Source organism: uncultured Oscillibacter sp., assembly GCF_910587525.1.
Lineage (GTDB): Bacteria > Bacillota > Clostridia > Oscillospirales > Oscillospiraceae > Oscillibacter.
The window spans coordinates 15,618-29,762 of the sequence record NZ_CAJULS010000006.1 but is presented as its reverse complement, the minus strand read 5'-3'; the positions used below and the strand labels follow the sequence as shown (position 1 = coordinate 29,762).

Genomic DNA, 14,145 nt, shown 5'->3' with positions numbered 1-14,145 from the left:
ACGTCTCCCCCCTTCTTACAGCATTTGCAGCAGCACAGCCGTCACATTGTCCGGCGCGCCGTGCTCCTTGGCGATCTGCAGCAGCCGCTCCAGGGAATGTTCCGGGCCCTGGCCGCCGAGGATCTCGGAGAGCATCTCCTGGTCTGTGACAGTGTTGACCAGACCGTCACTGCACAGTAGCAAAAATTCCCCTGCCGCCAAGGGGCAGATGTACCCGTCGCATTCGGCGTCAATATCCGGGCCCAGAGCCCGGGTGATCAGGTTCCGGTTGGGATGGCGGCGCGCTTCTTCGGCGGTGATATCTCCCCGCTCCACCATACTCTGTACCAGAGAGTGGTCCCTGGTAACCCGGGTGATTTTTCCGGCGGCGATATGGTAAGCCCGGCTGTCCCCCACGTTGGTAATGACTGCCCCGCCCTCATAGACTACAGCAGAGACCAGTGTGGTGCCCATGCCGCCATACTCCGGCGACTCTCCGGCAGCGGCCCGGATGGCCCAATTGGCCCGTGAGACGGCGTAAGATGACGCCTCCCGCAGCTGTTCCGGGTCCATGGAGGCAGACAGTACTTTCTCCAGCTCCTCCAGATAGGTGGTGACGGCGATGCGGCTGGCCAGTTTTCCGCCGGCAACACCGCCCATGCCGTCACAGACCACGCAGATTGTGTGGCCGGAATCGGTCTCCTCCCTCACTGCGTAGGCATCCTGATTTTCCTTGCGAACCAATCCTACGTCAGTGATACCCTGTACTCGAATCATTGGGAATCCTCCCCTTTCTGTGCTTCTTCCATTGCCTTCCGGCGGAGCTGTCCGCAGGAGGCGTCAATATCTCCGCCCAGACTCCGCCGCACGGTGGCAGTGAGGCCATGGGATTCCAGGCGCTTTTGAAAGGCTGCCAACCGCCTTGATGGCTTCAAAGAGCTCTCCGCCACGTCGTTCAGAGGGATCAAGTTCACATGGCCGGGCATTCCCCGCAGTTTTTGGGCGATCAGATCCGCCTGCCAGTCGTGGTCATTGACGCCATCGATTATGGCGTACTCAAAGGAGATCCTCCGTCCGGTTCTCTGAAAATAATCGTGGCAGGCGGCAAAGAGCTCCTCCACATCATAAGCCCGGTTCACCGGCATGATCTTTGAGCGGGTCTCACTGTCCGGTGCATGGAGAGAGACAGACAACGTCAATTGCAGTCCCGTCTCCGCAAGGCGGCGAATACCAGGGACCACTCCACATGTAGACAGGGAGATGTGACGCATTCCAATGTTCAGCCCCTTCGGGTGGTTCACCAGCTCCAAAAAACGCAGGACCGCGTCAAAGTTATCCAGCGGCTCTCCGATGCCCATCAGAACAATATTAGAAACCGTCTCCCCAGTATCCATCTGAGTGAAGATCACCTGGTCCAAAATCTCAGCTGGCGTTAGATCCCGGACCTTTCCCGCAATAGTGGATGCACAGAAGGCACAGCCCATCCGGCAGCCCACCTGGGTGGAGACGCACACGGTATTGCCGTAGCGGTACCGCATGAGAACGGACTCGACGCAATTGCCGTCCGCCAGCTCCCACAGGTATTTGACGGTCCCGTCCAGCCGGGAGACCTGCTTTCGGGCCGCCTTCGGCACAGCCAAAGGGCAGGTCTGCGCCAGTTTCTCCCGGAGGCCCTTAGGGACGTTTTTCATCTCATCATAGGATTGTATCCCCTTGTGAAGCCAGGTAAACACCTGATTTCCGCGAAAGGCCGGTTCCCCCATAGCCCGCAGGACCTCCGTCAGCTCCGAAAGAGTCATGGACTTCAGCTCGTTCATAATTTCCTCTCTTGCCGCCGCATACGGCAGATGTAAAAGCCGTCGGTTCCGTGGCGCTGGGGCCACAGGGTGATCTCCCCCGGGACCTCGCCCAGGAACGGCATGGAAAAGGTTTCCCGGGAAAAGTCCGGGTGCTCCGCCAAAAAGGAGTCTACAGTCTGGCCATTCTCCTCCGGTAAAATGGTACAGGTGGAATATATCAGTACACCGCCGGGCCGGACATAGGCGGCCGTGTTGTCCAATATGTCATGCTGCACCACCGGCAGAGCAAAGAGATCGCCGGCCTTTTTGTACCGGATATCCGGCTTTTTCCGGATAATTCCCAGGCCCGAACAGGGGGCGTCCACCAGCACCGCGTCAAATCGCTCCGCCCACTCCGGACAGGCCGTCCTGCCATCGGCGGCAGCGGTCTCAATACAGGTAAGCCCCAGCCGCTCCGCACCCTCCCGGATGCGCTTCAGCTTGTTCGCGTGGAGGTCGCAGGCCAGAAGGTTCCCCCGATCCTCCATAACGATGGCAGCGGCAAAGGATTTGCCCCCGGGAGCGGCGCACACGTCCAGCACCCGGTCTCCCGGTTTTACATCCATCGCTATGACCGCCAGCCGGGCCGCCGGGTCCTGGATATAAAACAATCCATCCCGGAAAGCTTTCAGGCGTTCCAAATCCCCCGTCCCGGACAGAAGGAGACAATCCGGAAGCCAGGGATGGGATTCGGCCTTTACGCCCTCCAACTCCAGCGTCCTGCAGAGCTCTTCCGCCGTCCCCTGTCTGGGATTGACCTGAGCCGCTGTGAGCGGCTGGCTGTTGCTGGCGGCGAGAAATTGCTCCGTCTCCTCCCTGCCCAGCATGGCTAAAAGCCGCTTCACCAGCCACTTGGGATGGCTGTACCGGATGGAGAGGTACCTTGCCTCGTCCCATTCCGGAATGGGCGGCAGATTGTCTTTATTCTGGGATATCTTCCGCAGAACAGCGTTAACCAGGCCGGCGGCCTGTCCCCGTCCCGCCGTCTTTGCCAGCTCTACGGAGGTGTTCACCGCGGCGCTGTCCGGCACCTTGTCCAGAAACAGAATCTGATAAGCGCCGATGCGGAGGATATCCAACAGGGGCGGCTGGAGGTGGTCCGGCTTCTGGGAGCAGTACGCAGTGAGATAGAAGTCGAGCAGCAGCCGGTTCTGGGTCACACCGTAGACAATCCTGCTGCAAAGCGCCGCCTCCGGACCGGACAGGCCGTCCCGGCCCAACTGGGCTTTCAGGGCGGCATCCGCCCAGGCCCCGCTCACTCGGCAGCTGGACAGCACCCGCAGGGCCGTCTCCCGGGCGCTCACCGGCTGCCTCCCCTGCGCCCGTTATTGCTTCGGCCCAGGAAGATCAGCACGAACCGCAGCAGCTGCAGGGCGGACATCAGCAGTGCCGCCACATAGGTCATGGCCGCCGCCCGCAGAACCTTCTTTGCCCCGCCGATTTCATCTCCCTCCAGCAGACCCTGGCCCTCAATGGTCTCGATGGCCCTGGCGGAGGCGTTGAACTCCACTGGCAGCGTCACCAGCTGGAAGAGCGTGGTCAGGGAAAACAGCAGAATTCCCGCAAGAAACAGCGTCTGGCTGTACAGTGCCATACCGATAATCAGCAGGATAAAGGAGAATTTGGAGCCGATCTGCGTGGCGGGAATGATAGCCCCCCGCAGCCGCACAGGGCCGTAGTTCTCAGCGTACTGGACAGCGTGGCCCGCCTCATGGGCCGCCACCCCCACCGCCGCGATGGTCGGGGCGGCGTAGACAGAATCCGAGAGATAGATGGTGTTATCTCTGGGATCGTAGTGGTCCGTCAGCTTTCCCCGGCAGGAACGGATGGGAACATCGTACACGCCGTGGGCATGGAGAACTGCCTCTGCCGCCTGGGCGCCGGTCAGACGCCTGCGGTTGTCGATGGCACCGTACCGCCGGAAGTTTCCGCTGACCTGGGCCTGGGCCCAGAGGGAGAGGATCATCACCGGGATCAGCAGGATACAGTAGATGTTGTTGGCAAGAAAATCTCCGTAGTTGTAGTAATAAGGCATAGAATTCCTCGATTCAGCATTGGATTGGGTGCCCCAGTAGATAGGCTGCCGCAGTCATCCGCTTGCCTCCCTGGGCCTGGAGCTCTACAATTCGAAGCACGCTCCCATTTCCGCAGGCAATATCGATGCCCTGTTTGCCAGCTGCCGTGATGGTTCCGGGCTCAGCTGCGGTCTTCTCCCCGGTCTCCCGTACGGAGAACAGCTTCATAGGCTCCCCGCCGATAATATCCGTAGAGGCACAGGGCCAGGGAATCAGCCCCCGCACCTGACAGGCGATCTCATGGGCGGAACGGGTCCAGTCTACGGGGGACATCTCTTTGCTCAGCATAGAGGCATAGGTCTGCAGGCGCGCATCCTGAGGTGTCCGCCCGGCAGTCCCTGCTGCCAGGGCTGTCACCGCCTCAGAAAGTGCCTCGGCCCCCAGTTCTGCCAACCGGACCGTCAAAGCCTGGGCGTCCTCCTCCGCCCCGATGGGCGTCGGCTTCTGCAGGATCACATCTCCGGCGTCCAGCTCCTTTGCCATATACATGATTGAGACGCCGGTCTCTGTTTCGCCGTTCAAGATTGCCCAGTTGATGGGAGCTGCCCCCCGGTACTTGGGCAGAAGGGATGAGTGGACATTGATGGAGCCATAGAGCGGAACATTCAAAATATCCTCCGGCAAAATCTTTCCGTAAGCCGCCACCACGATCATCTCCGGTGCCAGCTCCCGCACCAAGTCCAATGCCCCTCCGTCCCGCATAGTGACGGGCTGATAAACCGGAAGGCTTTCTGTAATGGCATACTCCTTTACTGGCGAGAAGGTCAGCCGATGCCCCCGGTTTTTCGGCTTATCCGGCTGGGTGAAGACACCGCAGACCGCGTGGCCGTCCGCTACCAGCCGCCGCAGAGACGCCACAGCGAACTCCGGTGTTCCCATGAACAGAATGCGCACAGACTCATTCCTCCTCTTCGTCCAGATACTCCTGCAGTTCCTCCTCCGTGAGGAAGTGGTCAATGTGCTCCGTATACATATGTCCGTCCAAGTGCTCGATCTCATGGCAGAACGCCCGGGCTGTCAGCCCCTCGCCCTCAGCCTCGAACCAATTGCCGTCCCGGTCCTGGGCTTTGATACGCACCACATTAGGCCGGGTGACAATCCCCCATTTTCCAGGAACGCTGAGGCAGCCCTCCAGCCCTGTCTGCTCGCCGCTCTGGGCAATAATTTCCGGGTTAATCAGCTCCAGATACTCCTCTGTCTCCTCATCCAGCACAAGACAAGCCCGACGCAGAACCCCTACCTGTGGAGCAGCCAGCCCCGCGCCGCTGGCCTCCGCCAGCGTCTCCGACATGTCGTCCAGCAGCTGGTGCAGCCGGGCGTTAAAGTCTGTCACAGGGCGGCAGACCTTGGTCAGGCAGTCCTCGCCCTGTTCTACGATTTTCCGCAATGCCATAAATTTTATCCTCCCAAATGGTCCGAACCGCTGTTTTGGAACTCACTCCAGCCCGTTGCAGTCCGCAAAAATATGTAGTCCGCGATTTTCGCGGTTATTGGCAAATTCCTTCAAGACCCAGCTCACCAGCTCCCGGGTTGGCTTGTCGTTCTTTCCCACCAGCAGCACCCGGTAGCGGTAGCGGTTGTTCAGCTTCACCACCGGAGCAGGTGCAGGTCCCAGAACCTCTGGCTGGCTGGCCGCAATCTTCGGCGCAGTGCATAGAACCCGCAGGCGCTCCCGCAGGGCCGCCGCGGCCCGCAGAACACACCCCTCCTCCGACCCGGAGACCGTAAAGGTAAAGAGGTCGGCAAAGGGCGGATAGCGCCGCAGCCGACGCAGGCGGATCTCATTTTTATAAAACCCATCGTAGTCCTGCCGGGCGGCACATTGGATCACGTCGTTTCCCGGCGTGTAGGTTTGAATCACCGCCCGGCCCGCCCGGTTTCCCCGGCCCGCCCGTCCCACCACCTGGGTCAGCAGGCTGAAGGTACGCTCGGCGGCCCGGTAGTTGTCCACATACAAAGAGAGGTCGGCGGACAAGACGCCCACCAGTGTCACATTTTCAAAATCCAGCCCCTTGGCCACCATCTGGGTGCCCAGGAGAATCGGTACCCGCTCCTTCTCAAAGTGAGATAAAATCTCCTCATGGCGGCCGGAGGCGGTATCTGCATCCATTCGCAGTATCCCCACCTCCGGAAACAGCTCCCGCAGCTCCTCCTCTACCCGCTGAGTGCCGGCGCCCACATGCTTCATCATACCGCCGCATACTGGACAGTTATCACTCACTCTCTGGGAGTGCCCGCAGTAGTGGCACATCAGCCGCCCGTTGGCGGAGTGGTAGGTCAGCGCCGTACTGCACCGGGGACACTCCGGCACATGGCCGCACTCCCCGCACAGCAGCATGCGGCTGCTGCCCCGGCGGTTCAAAAACAGAATGCTCTGTTCTCCCCGGGCAAGATTCTGTTCCAGTTCACCGCGCAGAATGCCGCCGATCAAGCCGGAATTCCCGGCACGGATCTCCTCCCGAAGATCTGCAACCAGCACGTTTGGCAGGCTGTGCCGGTTATATCGCTGCTGGAGTAACGCCCTGTGGTAAATTCCGCTCTCTGCGGCCCAGGCTGTCTCCACCGCTGGTGTGGCAGAACCCAGCACAAGCGTGGCTCCATGCCGGCCGCAAAGGTATTTTGCCACGTCCCGGGTGTGATACCGTGGCGGGTTCTCTGATTGATAGCTGCTCTCCTGCTCCTCATCCAAAATAATCAGCCCCAGCTTCCGCAGCGGCGCGAAAATGGCGGAGCGGGTACCCAGAACCACCTGGACCTCCCCCCGCCCAATGCGCTTCCACTGGTCATAGCGCTCTGTCATGCGCAGGCCGCTGTGAAGCATAGCAGCCCGGTCTCCAAAGTAGGAGGAAAACTTTCGCATCATCTGCGGTGTCAGCGCGATCTCCGGCACCAGCACCATGGCGTCCCTGCCCCGGGCCAGCATCTCCTGTACCAAACGCAAATAGACCTGGGTCTTGCCACTGCCGGTGACGCCCTGCAAAAGCGCCGCCTGTGCCAAGGGCTCTTCTGTCAGAGACAGGACCAGGTCAAAGGCCCTCTGCTGTTCTCCACTCAGTACGATGGCCGGGCCAGGTTCCGCCTGTTCCAGGGTGGAAAGCCGCAGAGTTTCCTCCTCGGAAAAGGCCACAAGGCCCATCTTTTCCAAAGTCCGCAGCGTCCGCATGGACGCACCGGTGAAATAGCACACATCGGCAACGGAAATCCGTCCGGCGGAGGCCAGGAGATTCACCGTCTCATAGCGCTGAGGCGCGGAGCGCCGTTTTGCTTCCACTGCGGCCAGGGCCTCCTCGGCCGGAAGAGCAAGCTCTACCATACGACGGGATTTGTCCCCGATCTTTCGCCGGGCGGCAGTCTCACAGGTGACCACGCCGGTCTTCTGGAGCCTGCGCAGCACCGCCTCTGTCTGCTCGCCGCAGCTGGAGCGCAGTGTTTCCAAATCCGCGCTGCCGCCGTTGGCGTACAGCACGTCCAACACTGGAACAGCCTGCTTAACGGAGGCGGCCATGCCGTCTGCCGTCAGCCGGTCCATCTGCAGGTCCGACAGCATCCAGACCTCTCGAAGCTGATACCAGAGCCCCGCAGGCAGAATGGTCTTCACAGCCTCGAAGAGGGTGCAAAAGTACCGCTGCCGCATCCAGAGCGCCAGCTCAATCCCCGCCCGATCCAGTACCGGCTGCCGGTCCAGTACCGCCGTCAGCAACTTAAGCCGCTTGTCTCGCGGTCCCGTTCCCAGCGCCAGAATCACACCCTCGGAGCTCCGATTTCCCCGTCCAAAGGGGACCATCACCCGGACACCGGGGACCGCCGCCTCCAACATGGCCTTCGGCACCAAATAATCATAGGGCTTGTCTATGGCATAGGGCGCGGCACTGACCGCGACCTTACAAATCACAACGGCCTCCATGCCCCGCCCCCTTTCGTTCCGGTTACTCCGCCGTGTCCTCGTCCGCCGTCAGATTCGCATTGCCGGCTTCCAGACGGCCCTCTGCCACCTCATGGATAGCCAGGGTTACCGGCTTCTCGTCCAGGGGCTCACCCGCCGCTTCGGCGGCTTCGGCGATCTGGCGGGCACGGCGGGCCACCACGTTCACCAGCATATAGCGGTTGGGTACATAGCTTGTCAGTTTGTCCATTGCAGGATACAGCATCATAATACTCTACTTCCATTCTGCCAAATCAGGCTTAAAAATTTTGCCGGAAACTGCCGCGTGTAAAAATAGGGCCTCAGTTTCCGTTTATGATCTCCATGCGCTCCTTAGGCTTGCAGTGCTCTGCGGTCATGATGGCCTCCAGCTCCCGCACCGCGTTTTCCACATTGTCATTGATGACAAAGTAATCGTAGGTGTGGGCCGTCTGAAACTCCACCTTGGCCCGCAGCAGCCGCTTCTGGACCTTATCCGGGCTGTCGGTGCCCCGTTCGGTGAGGCGGCGCTCCAGCTCCGCCCAGCTGGGCGGAGCAATGAAAATGCTCACCGTCTCCGGCCGCTTGCTCTTCACCTGGATGGCTCCCTGGATCTCGATATCCAGAATCACATCCTCACCCCGGTCCATGGCCTCATCCACATACCGTTTGGGTGTGCCATAGAAATTGCCCACATACTCCGCGTACTCCAAAAACTCCTCCCTGGCGATCCACTGGCGGAAGGTGTCCACCTCCAGGAAGTGGTAATGCACGCCGTCCTCCTCACCGGGGCGAATCTCCCGGGTGGTGGCGGATACGGAGAAATATACGTTTTCCCGCCGGTCCAACAGGGACTTGAGTACGGTACTCTTACCAACCCCGGACGGGCCGGAGACAATAAAAGTCTTTCCCCTCTTCATATGCGCTCACTCTCCTCTGTATTCTCCTCTCTGCCGCCAAACCGCTCCGGCGGCAGGGCTGACAGAATTACATGGTCACTGTCCATCACAAAGACGGAGGCAGTCTTCCGCCCGTAGGTGGCGTCGATCAGCATTCCCCGCTCCCGGGTCTCCTGAATCATACGCTTCACCGGAGCAGAGTCCGGACTGATGACGGCCACCAGCCGCTCCTCCGAAACCAAATTCCCAAATCCGATGTTAATCAGCTTCATGGCTCACTCTACATTTTGAACCTGCTCGCGCATCTTCTCCACTTCAGCCTTGAGGCCCACCACTACCTGGGCAATCTCCACATCGCCGCACTTGGAGCCGATGGTGTTGGATTCCCGGTTGACCTCCTGAATCAAAAAGTCCATTTTCCGGCCCATGGGCTCGTCAGACTCCAACATGGTTCTCAGCTGGCTCACATGGCTGCGCAGACGGACGGTCTCCTCGTCCACCGCCACCTTGTCGGCGTAGATGGCCGCCTCTGTGAGGATGCGCTGCTCGTCCACCGTGGTGCTCTGGAGTACCTCCTGCATTTTGGCGGTGAGCTTGCGGCGGTACTCCGCCACCGTCTCCGGGGAGCGCTGCTCCACCTGGCCGGTATAGGAGAGAATGTTGTCCAGCCGGTTTCTGATATCCTCCGCCAATTTCCCACCCTCTGTGGCCCGCATGGCGTTGAAGGCAGCCAGCGCCTCCTCCAGCACGGCGCACAGGTCCTCGCTGACTGTCTCCAGGTCCTCATCCGCTTTGGTAACGGTGAGAACGTCTGGAAAGCGGGCCAGCTGGTCCGGCGTAATTTTATAAGCCGTAGGACCGCAGACCTCCGCCAGCGCGTTCAGGGCGGCGGCGTACTGGGCCGCCAGCTCCCGGTTGACGGCGACCTTCGCCACATCGGCGGCGGAGGCATCCACAGTGATGAACACGTCCACTTTTCCCCGGGAGACAGCCTTCTGGACGCACTGTTTTACGGCATCCTCGGCAAAGGCATATATCCGCGGCATCTTCACCGCGCAATCCAAATAGCGGTTATTAACGGAACGCACCTCCACGGTGATGTCCCGCTTGTGCAGTTCCCGCCGGGCCCGGCCGTAGCCGGTCATACTCTTGATCAAATCGCTTCCCTCCCCAGCTCTCAGCAGCAGCAGACATATCCGCCGCCGTTGCAAAGCGCATAAATACAGCACAGATCCAAACACAGATTGCCTGGGCAGACCTCCGTCCCAAAAGGTCCGCCTCCGGGCCGGTAGGCTCCCCGGGGACCGCCGGCCATAAAATTCAGCGCCTGACGGTATTCCGGGTTGCCCGGCTCCATCTGGCAGGCGGTCTCATAGTACCGCTTGGCCTCGTCCATCCAGCCCCGGCGGTAACAGATCACACCCTTGAGGAAGTTCCACTCGGCGTTGTGGTCGCTGTAATTGGCCAGCAGCGCCTCCGCCCTGCTCAGATCGCCGCTGTTAACGGCCATGCGCGCCTGCTGAAGCACAGAGGATGTGGAAGAACCAGAAGAATGGTACTGCTGCCCGCCTCCATATCCATAGTTGTATCCGCCATAGCTGCCGCCGGACCGCACGCCGCCTCCGCTGCGCTCTTTGGTGATCTGCTCATAGGCGGCGTTGATCTCCTTCATTCGCTCCTGGGCAAGATCCGCCAGAGGGTTGTCGTGGTAGTTGTCCGGATGGTACTTTCTGGCCAAGTCCCGATAGGCCTTTTTGATTTCCTCATCCGTTGCGCTCTCAGAGACGCCTAAAACCTGATAGGGATCATTCATGTGGTTTCCTCTTCATTCTTGTGATTCTTTCTGATCCTGCCCCGCCTGACTGCCTGGAACGTGCCGTCCAACACAGCTTTTCCCACCTGAAACAGGCCGTTGTAAAAAGTGCTCTCCAAAACCGGCGTCCATATGCCGAAATCCCACAGCTCAAAGGCTGTTGCCATCCTGTGAATGGAGTGATCCAGCGTAGCGGCGAATTCCCGCCGCGCCTCCGCCGTCCAAACGCCGCTCACTAACCCAAAACGCAGCGCCACAGGGTTATAGTTTCCGGAGACGGCGTCTTTTTTCAGATCGTCCGCCGCATCTACCAGATAGACCCACCGGCCCAGGTGATACAGCAGCTGTTCCAACACCCGCCGCCGGACAGGGTCATCCACCTCCTGGGCAGCTGCCTCCAGCAGAACTGCAAAAGCATCTGCCGCCCGGTCAATGGAGGAACACCGCTCCGCCTCCAGCTGTCCCAAGAGCTCCAGCTGGAGGCGGGTCCGCTCATCAAAGGCAGGCCGGAGGGCCGCTGCCTTGCGATACACCGGTTCCAGAATTTTCGATACGCTCCTGTACTTCAGTCCATGGAACCAGTCGTGATCCGCCACGCCGTCCCGCAGCTGCCAATAGGCGAGAATGACGCTCTCGTCCGCTGCCAGCTCCAAGGCGGCATTGGCCGGCTGAAAGCTCCGCCGCCGGAGGGGACTGACGAGGCATCTGGCCCTGCATGCCTCATCCTCTCCTGGCTCCGAGAGGATGATGGCCAAAAATGTGAAATCATAATTCAGGATAAACCGGGCCGCCGGACCATACCGCCGGCCCAAGGTATGGCACAGTCCGCAATAGATCTGTCGAAACCGCTCCGTCTCCTCCTCCGGCAGCATTCCGAGGGGCGGCCTGACGTAGCCGTACATCAGAACAGCCGGACGATCTGGAAGGAGAGGCCGCCTTGCCGCCGCAGGCGGCGGTCATAGGAGACCGCCAGCAAAATGCCCGCAGCAAAACCAATCCCGGCAATCAGATACTGGATTGCCGTACTGGACGTCACCGTCATGGTGATGAAATAGCCGGCAAGGAACAGCAGCACTGGTGTGAGATATACCAATGCAATAATCCGCAGCATATTGCCGGTGTCGCTCTGTACCACCACCTTCTGTCCGGGCCGGGCACCGATGGGATTCAGGGCCTTGGCGTGAACCGCCGCGCCGGTGACGCCGCAGCCGGCGCACTCCTCGCAGTCGTGTCCGCACGCGGATTTCCGGGGCACGGAGATCTCGGCATGGTTTGCGTCGATGATCCGCTCCACGGTTGCTACCTGCGTCATGTCTCCTCACCTTCCTCTCCGTCCTCCTCCGGATTCATGGCGGCGATCTGGTCGTCTTCCGGAGGCTCCGGTTCATCGCCGGGTTCCCGGATGATCACCTGTATTTCATACTCTCCAGTGACGCCAATGTCGCCGCCGGAATCAATTTCCACTGTGGCCGGAATGGCGTAACTGCCCAAAGCCGAGCCGTAATCGCTGAGATCCGCCACCAGAGTGATATGCTCTCCGCTGATAGCCGCCACATCCGCCTCGGTGCCAAAGACCGTCACCACGACCTCAGGCATCTGGACATCCAGATTTTTGCCCTCGGGGGCATTGTCAAACCGAATACGGTCTGTAACCACTCTGGCCGTAGTCTTGTCCGGATAGGAGATGGTCAACGTGGACCGGGTGACACCGCTGAGGTTTGTGCATCCATCCGGGACCGTGATGCCATAGGTGTGGGTGCTCTCCGTATTTCCAACAGACAGTAGATCGAAGTCACCCAGGACGATAGTCTCCCGATCCCGGAGCACTTCCGCCGGTCCCGAAACCATAATGGTCTCCGGATCCAGGTGGGGTCTCATGCTCCGCAGCCGGGCTCCTGGGGCGTCAATATAATTCATGGTGAGCCGCAGTTCCTTGGTCACAAACACCGGAAGCGATACCTGTATCTGCTCCACTGTGGTCCGAATGCCGGCGTTCTCCAACACCTCGCCGTCCACAGTATAATACTGCGCTGCCAGCGTCTCGGAAATGCTGCCCGTGGCGCTGCCGATATTCAGCTTGACTTTCGCGTAAGCGACCTGGTCTATAACGTCCTGCCGGCCCCAGATTTCAATACTGCTGTGGGACATCTGCAGCTGTCCGGCATTGTAGCCCTCCGCCACGTTGCCCACCAGCTCGCATTTGACCTCCACGGTCTTGCTGTAAAGCTCACTGATGTTCACAGTCGCCATGGAAATGCTCCGATCAGTCACCTGCACACTGCCGGAAAACTGCGGAACCACCGATACCTGCGTCGATATCCGCTGTTCCCCGGCGGCCGTAATATCCCGAAGATCCACCAGGACCCGAATACTGGAGCTGTTCATCCAGGCGACGGTTGTGCGTTTTCCCTGTACGGTGACGTCCATCGTGGTGTCCGTCCCCTCGTCTTGAAGCATCAGCCCCCGGTCCGCCAGAACGGTGTCCTGGCCCATATAGAGGATAGGGATGTCCGTAATCTCCATCTCTATCGTCCGGTCTCCCGTCTCATCTACAAAGAACCAGATCGCAACCGCCACGCAGAAGGCCAGCAGGAGATACAATACCTTGCGCATACCGGTCTTCTCATTCTCCATCGTCCGCACCTCCGTTCTTCCGGCCCCGCAGCAAGCGGGTCAGACTGAACTTCTGCTTCTCTTCGCCGGACTCCTCCTGCGGCAGCAGCTCGTTACGCAGCAGATTCTCCAACGTCTCCGGCTTCAAATGGCGCTTCAGCATCCCGCCGATAGCCACTGAGATAGAGCCTGTCTCCTCCGAAACAATGACCACCACCGCGTCGGAGTTCTCGCTCATGCCGATGCCAGCCCGGTGGCGCATTCCCAGGTCCCGGCTCAGGTTTACATTTTTGCTCAGAGGAAGCATACAGCCTGCCCCCAGCACCCGGCCATGGCGGACAATCACTGCCCCGTCGTGCATGGGCGCCTTGACGAAAAAGATATTCTTCAAAAGCTCACTGGAAACCGAGGCGTCCAAAACGGTGCCGCTGCGGACCAGATCGTCCAGCATGATCTCCCGCTCGAACACAATCAGTGCGCCGGTGCGGCTTTGAGACATCTCCGTACAGGCCAGCACCGTCTGCCCAATCGCCTGGTCCATCACGTTCCCCGCCTCGCTGTGGCTGAAAAAGGCAATAATCCGGCGGCTGCCCACCTGCTCCAGAATCCGGCGGATTTCCGGCTGGAACAAAATGATCAGAGCCAGCACGCCCCACTCCATCATCTTGCTCAGCAAGTAATAGATTCCCTTGAGCTGGCAGACATAGGACAGGGCCAGTACGATGAAGAAGACCAGCAGTCCTTTCAGCAGGCTGGCGGCCTTGGTGCTGCGCACCAGGGTCAGCACCTTGTACAGCAGAAACGCCATGATGACAATATCCAGCACATCGGTGATCTGGAGCGTCAGCAGATACCTGCCGGCAAACGCGGGAATCTGTGAAAACTTCGGTTCCATAGTTGGGTCATCATCCCTTTCAGGCCATGAATATTTCAATTATATAAAATATGCGGGTAGATTGCAAGGCAAACCGGGGAAAAATTCACGGACTGTTCAGAAAATCCCAGCGTTTTCAGGGAAATCCGCCAC

At 59.8% G+C, this 14,145-nt stretch carries 16 protein-coding genes; all 16 read right to left on the bottom strand.

Annotated features, from left to right (window positions below; translation table 11 throughout):
• Positions 1 to 15: 15 nt before the first annotated feature.
• On the bottom strand, positions 16 to 756 hold the full coding sequence (locus QZ326_RS01500) for a Stp1/IreP family PP2C-type Ser/Thr phosphatase (RefSeq protein WP_295740511.1): 741 nt from the start codon (positions 754 to 756) through the stop codon (positions 16 to 18).
• A complete protein-coding gene (gene rlmN / locus QZ326_RS01495) occupies positions 753 to 1,796 on the bottom strand; it encodes a 23S rRNA (adenine(2503)-C(2))-methyltransferase RlmN (RefSeq protein WP_295740510.1) in 1,044 nt (347 codons plus the stop codon). Before rlmN ends, QZ326_RS01500 begins: the two co-directional genes overlap by 4 nt.
• The gene (rsmB, locus tag QZ326_RS01490) at positions 1,793 to 3,121 is read right to left on the bottom strand and encodes a 16S rRNA (cytosine(967)-C(5))-methyltransferase RsmB (RefSeq protein WP_295740509.1); all 1,329 of its coding nucleotides are present in this window, start codon (positions 3,119 to 3,121) and stop codon (positions 1,793 to 1,795) included. The genes rlmN and rsmB overlap by 4 nt, the downstream gene beginning before the upstream one ends.
• Complete coding sequence (locus tag QZ326_RS01485; RefSeq protein ID WP_295740508.1) at positions 3,118 to 3,852, bottom strand: zinc metallopeptidase; 735 nt, start codon at positions 3,850 to 3,852, stop codon at positions 3,118 to 3,120. Before QZ326_RS01485 ends, rsmB begins: the two co-directional genes overlap by 4 nt.
• Positions 3,853 to 3,865: 13 nt before the next feature.
• Positions 3,866 to 4,786: a methionyl-tRNA formyltransferase gene (fmt, locus tag QZ326_RS01480; protein ID WP_295740507.1), complete on the bottom strand. Its 921-nt coding sequence runs from the start codon at positions 4,784 to 4,786 to the stop codon at positions 3,866 to 3,868.
• 4 nt (positions 4,787 to 4,790) lie between these two features.
• Complete coding sequence (gene def / locus QZ326_RS01475; protein WP_295740506.1) at positions 4,791 to 5,285, bottom strand: peptide deformylase; 495 nt, start codon at positions 5,283 to 5,285, stop codon at positions 4,791 to 4,793.
• Between the two features lie 42 nt (positions 5,286 to 5,327).
• Positions 5,328 to 7,796: a primosomal protein N' gene (gene priA, locus QZ326_RS01470; RefSeq protein WP_295740505.1), complete on the bottom strand. Its 2,469-nt coding sequence runs from the start codon at positions 7,794 to 7,796 to the stop codon at positions 5,328 to 5,330.
• A gap of 22 nt (positions 7,797 to 7,818) precedes the next feature.
• Positions 7,819 to 8,043 carry a DNA-directed RNA polymerase subunit omega gene (gene rpoZ, locus QZ326_RS01465; protein WP_295740504.1) on the bottom strand — a complete coding sequence of 75 codons (225 nt, stop codon included), beginning with the start codon at positions 8,041 to 8,043 and terminating at the stop codon, positions 7,819 to 7,821.
• Between the two features lie 73 nt (positions 8,044 to 8,116).
• A complete protein-coding gene (gene gmk / locus QZ326_RS01460; protein ID WP_295740502.1) occupies positions 8,117 to 8,713 on the bottom strand; it encodes a guanylate kinase in 597 nt (198 codons plus the stop codon).
• Entirely contained in the window at positions 8,710 to 8,964 is a 255-nt protein-coding gene (locus QZ326_RS01455; RefSeq protein ID WP_295740499.1) for a DUF370 domain-containing protein, read from the bottom strand. The genes gmk and QZ326_RS01455 overlap by 4 nt, the downstream gene beginning before the upstream one ends.
• A gap of 3 nt (positions 8,965 to 8,967) precedes the next feature.
• The gene (locus QZ326_RS01450) at positions 8,968 to 9,849 is read right to left on the bottom strand and encodes a YicC/YloC family endoribonuclease (protein WP_295740497.1); all 882 of its coding nucleotides are present in this window, start codon (positions 9,847 to 9,849) and stop codon (positions 8,968 to 8,970) included.
• 20 nt (positions 9,850 to 9,869) lie between these two features.
• A complete protein-coding gene (locus QZ326_RS01445) occupies positions 9,870 to 10,505 on the bottom strand; it encodes a DnaJ domain-containing protein (RefSeq protein WP_295740495.1) in 636 nt (211 codons plus the stop codon).
• A complete protein-coding gene (locus tag QZ326_RS01440) occupies positions 10,502 to 11,407 on the bottom strand; it encodes a DUF5685 family protein (protein ID WP_295740493.1) in 906 nt (301 codons plus the stop codon). Before QZ326_RS01440 ends, QZ326_RS01445 begins: the two co-directional genes overlap by 4 nt.
• A complete protein-coding gene (locus QZ326_RS01435) occupies positions 11,407 to 11,817 on the bottom strand; it encodes a SoxR reducing system RseC family protein (protein WP_295740491.1) in 411 nt (136 codons plus the stop codon). Before QZ326_RS01435 ends, QZ326_RS01440 begins: the two co-directional genes overlap by 1 nt.
• Positions 11,814 to 13,139 (bottom strand): YbbR-like domain-containing protein, encoded by a 1,326-nt coding sequence (locus QZ326_RS01430; RefSeq protein WP_295740489.1) that lies wholly within the window; start codon positions 13,137 to 13,139, stop codon positions 11,814 to 11,816. The genes QZ326_RS01435 and QZ326_RS01430 overlap by 4 nt, the downstream gene beginning before the upstream one ends.
• Positions 13,129 to 14,013: a diadenylate cyclase CdaA gene (gene cdaA / locus QZ326_RS01425; protein WP_295740487.1), complete on the bottom strand. Its 885-nt coding sequence runs from the start codon at positions 14,011 to 14,013 to the stop codon at positions 13,129 to 13,131. The genes QZ326_RS01430 and cdaA overlap by 11 nt, the downstream gene beginning before the upstream one ends.
• Between the last annotated feature and the right edge of the window lie 132 nt (positions 14,014 to 14,145).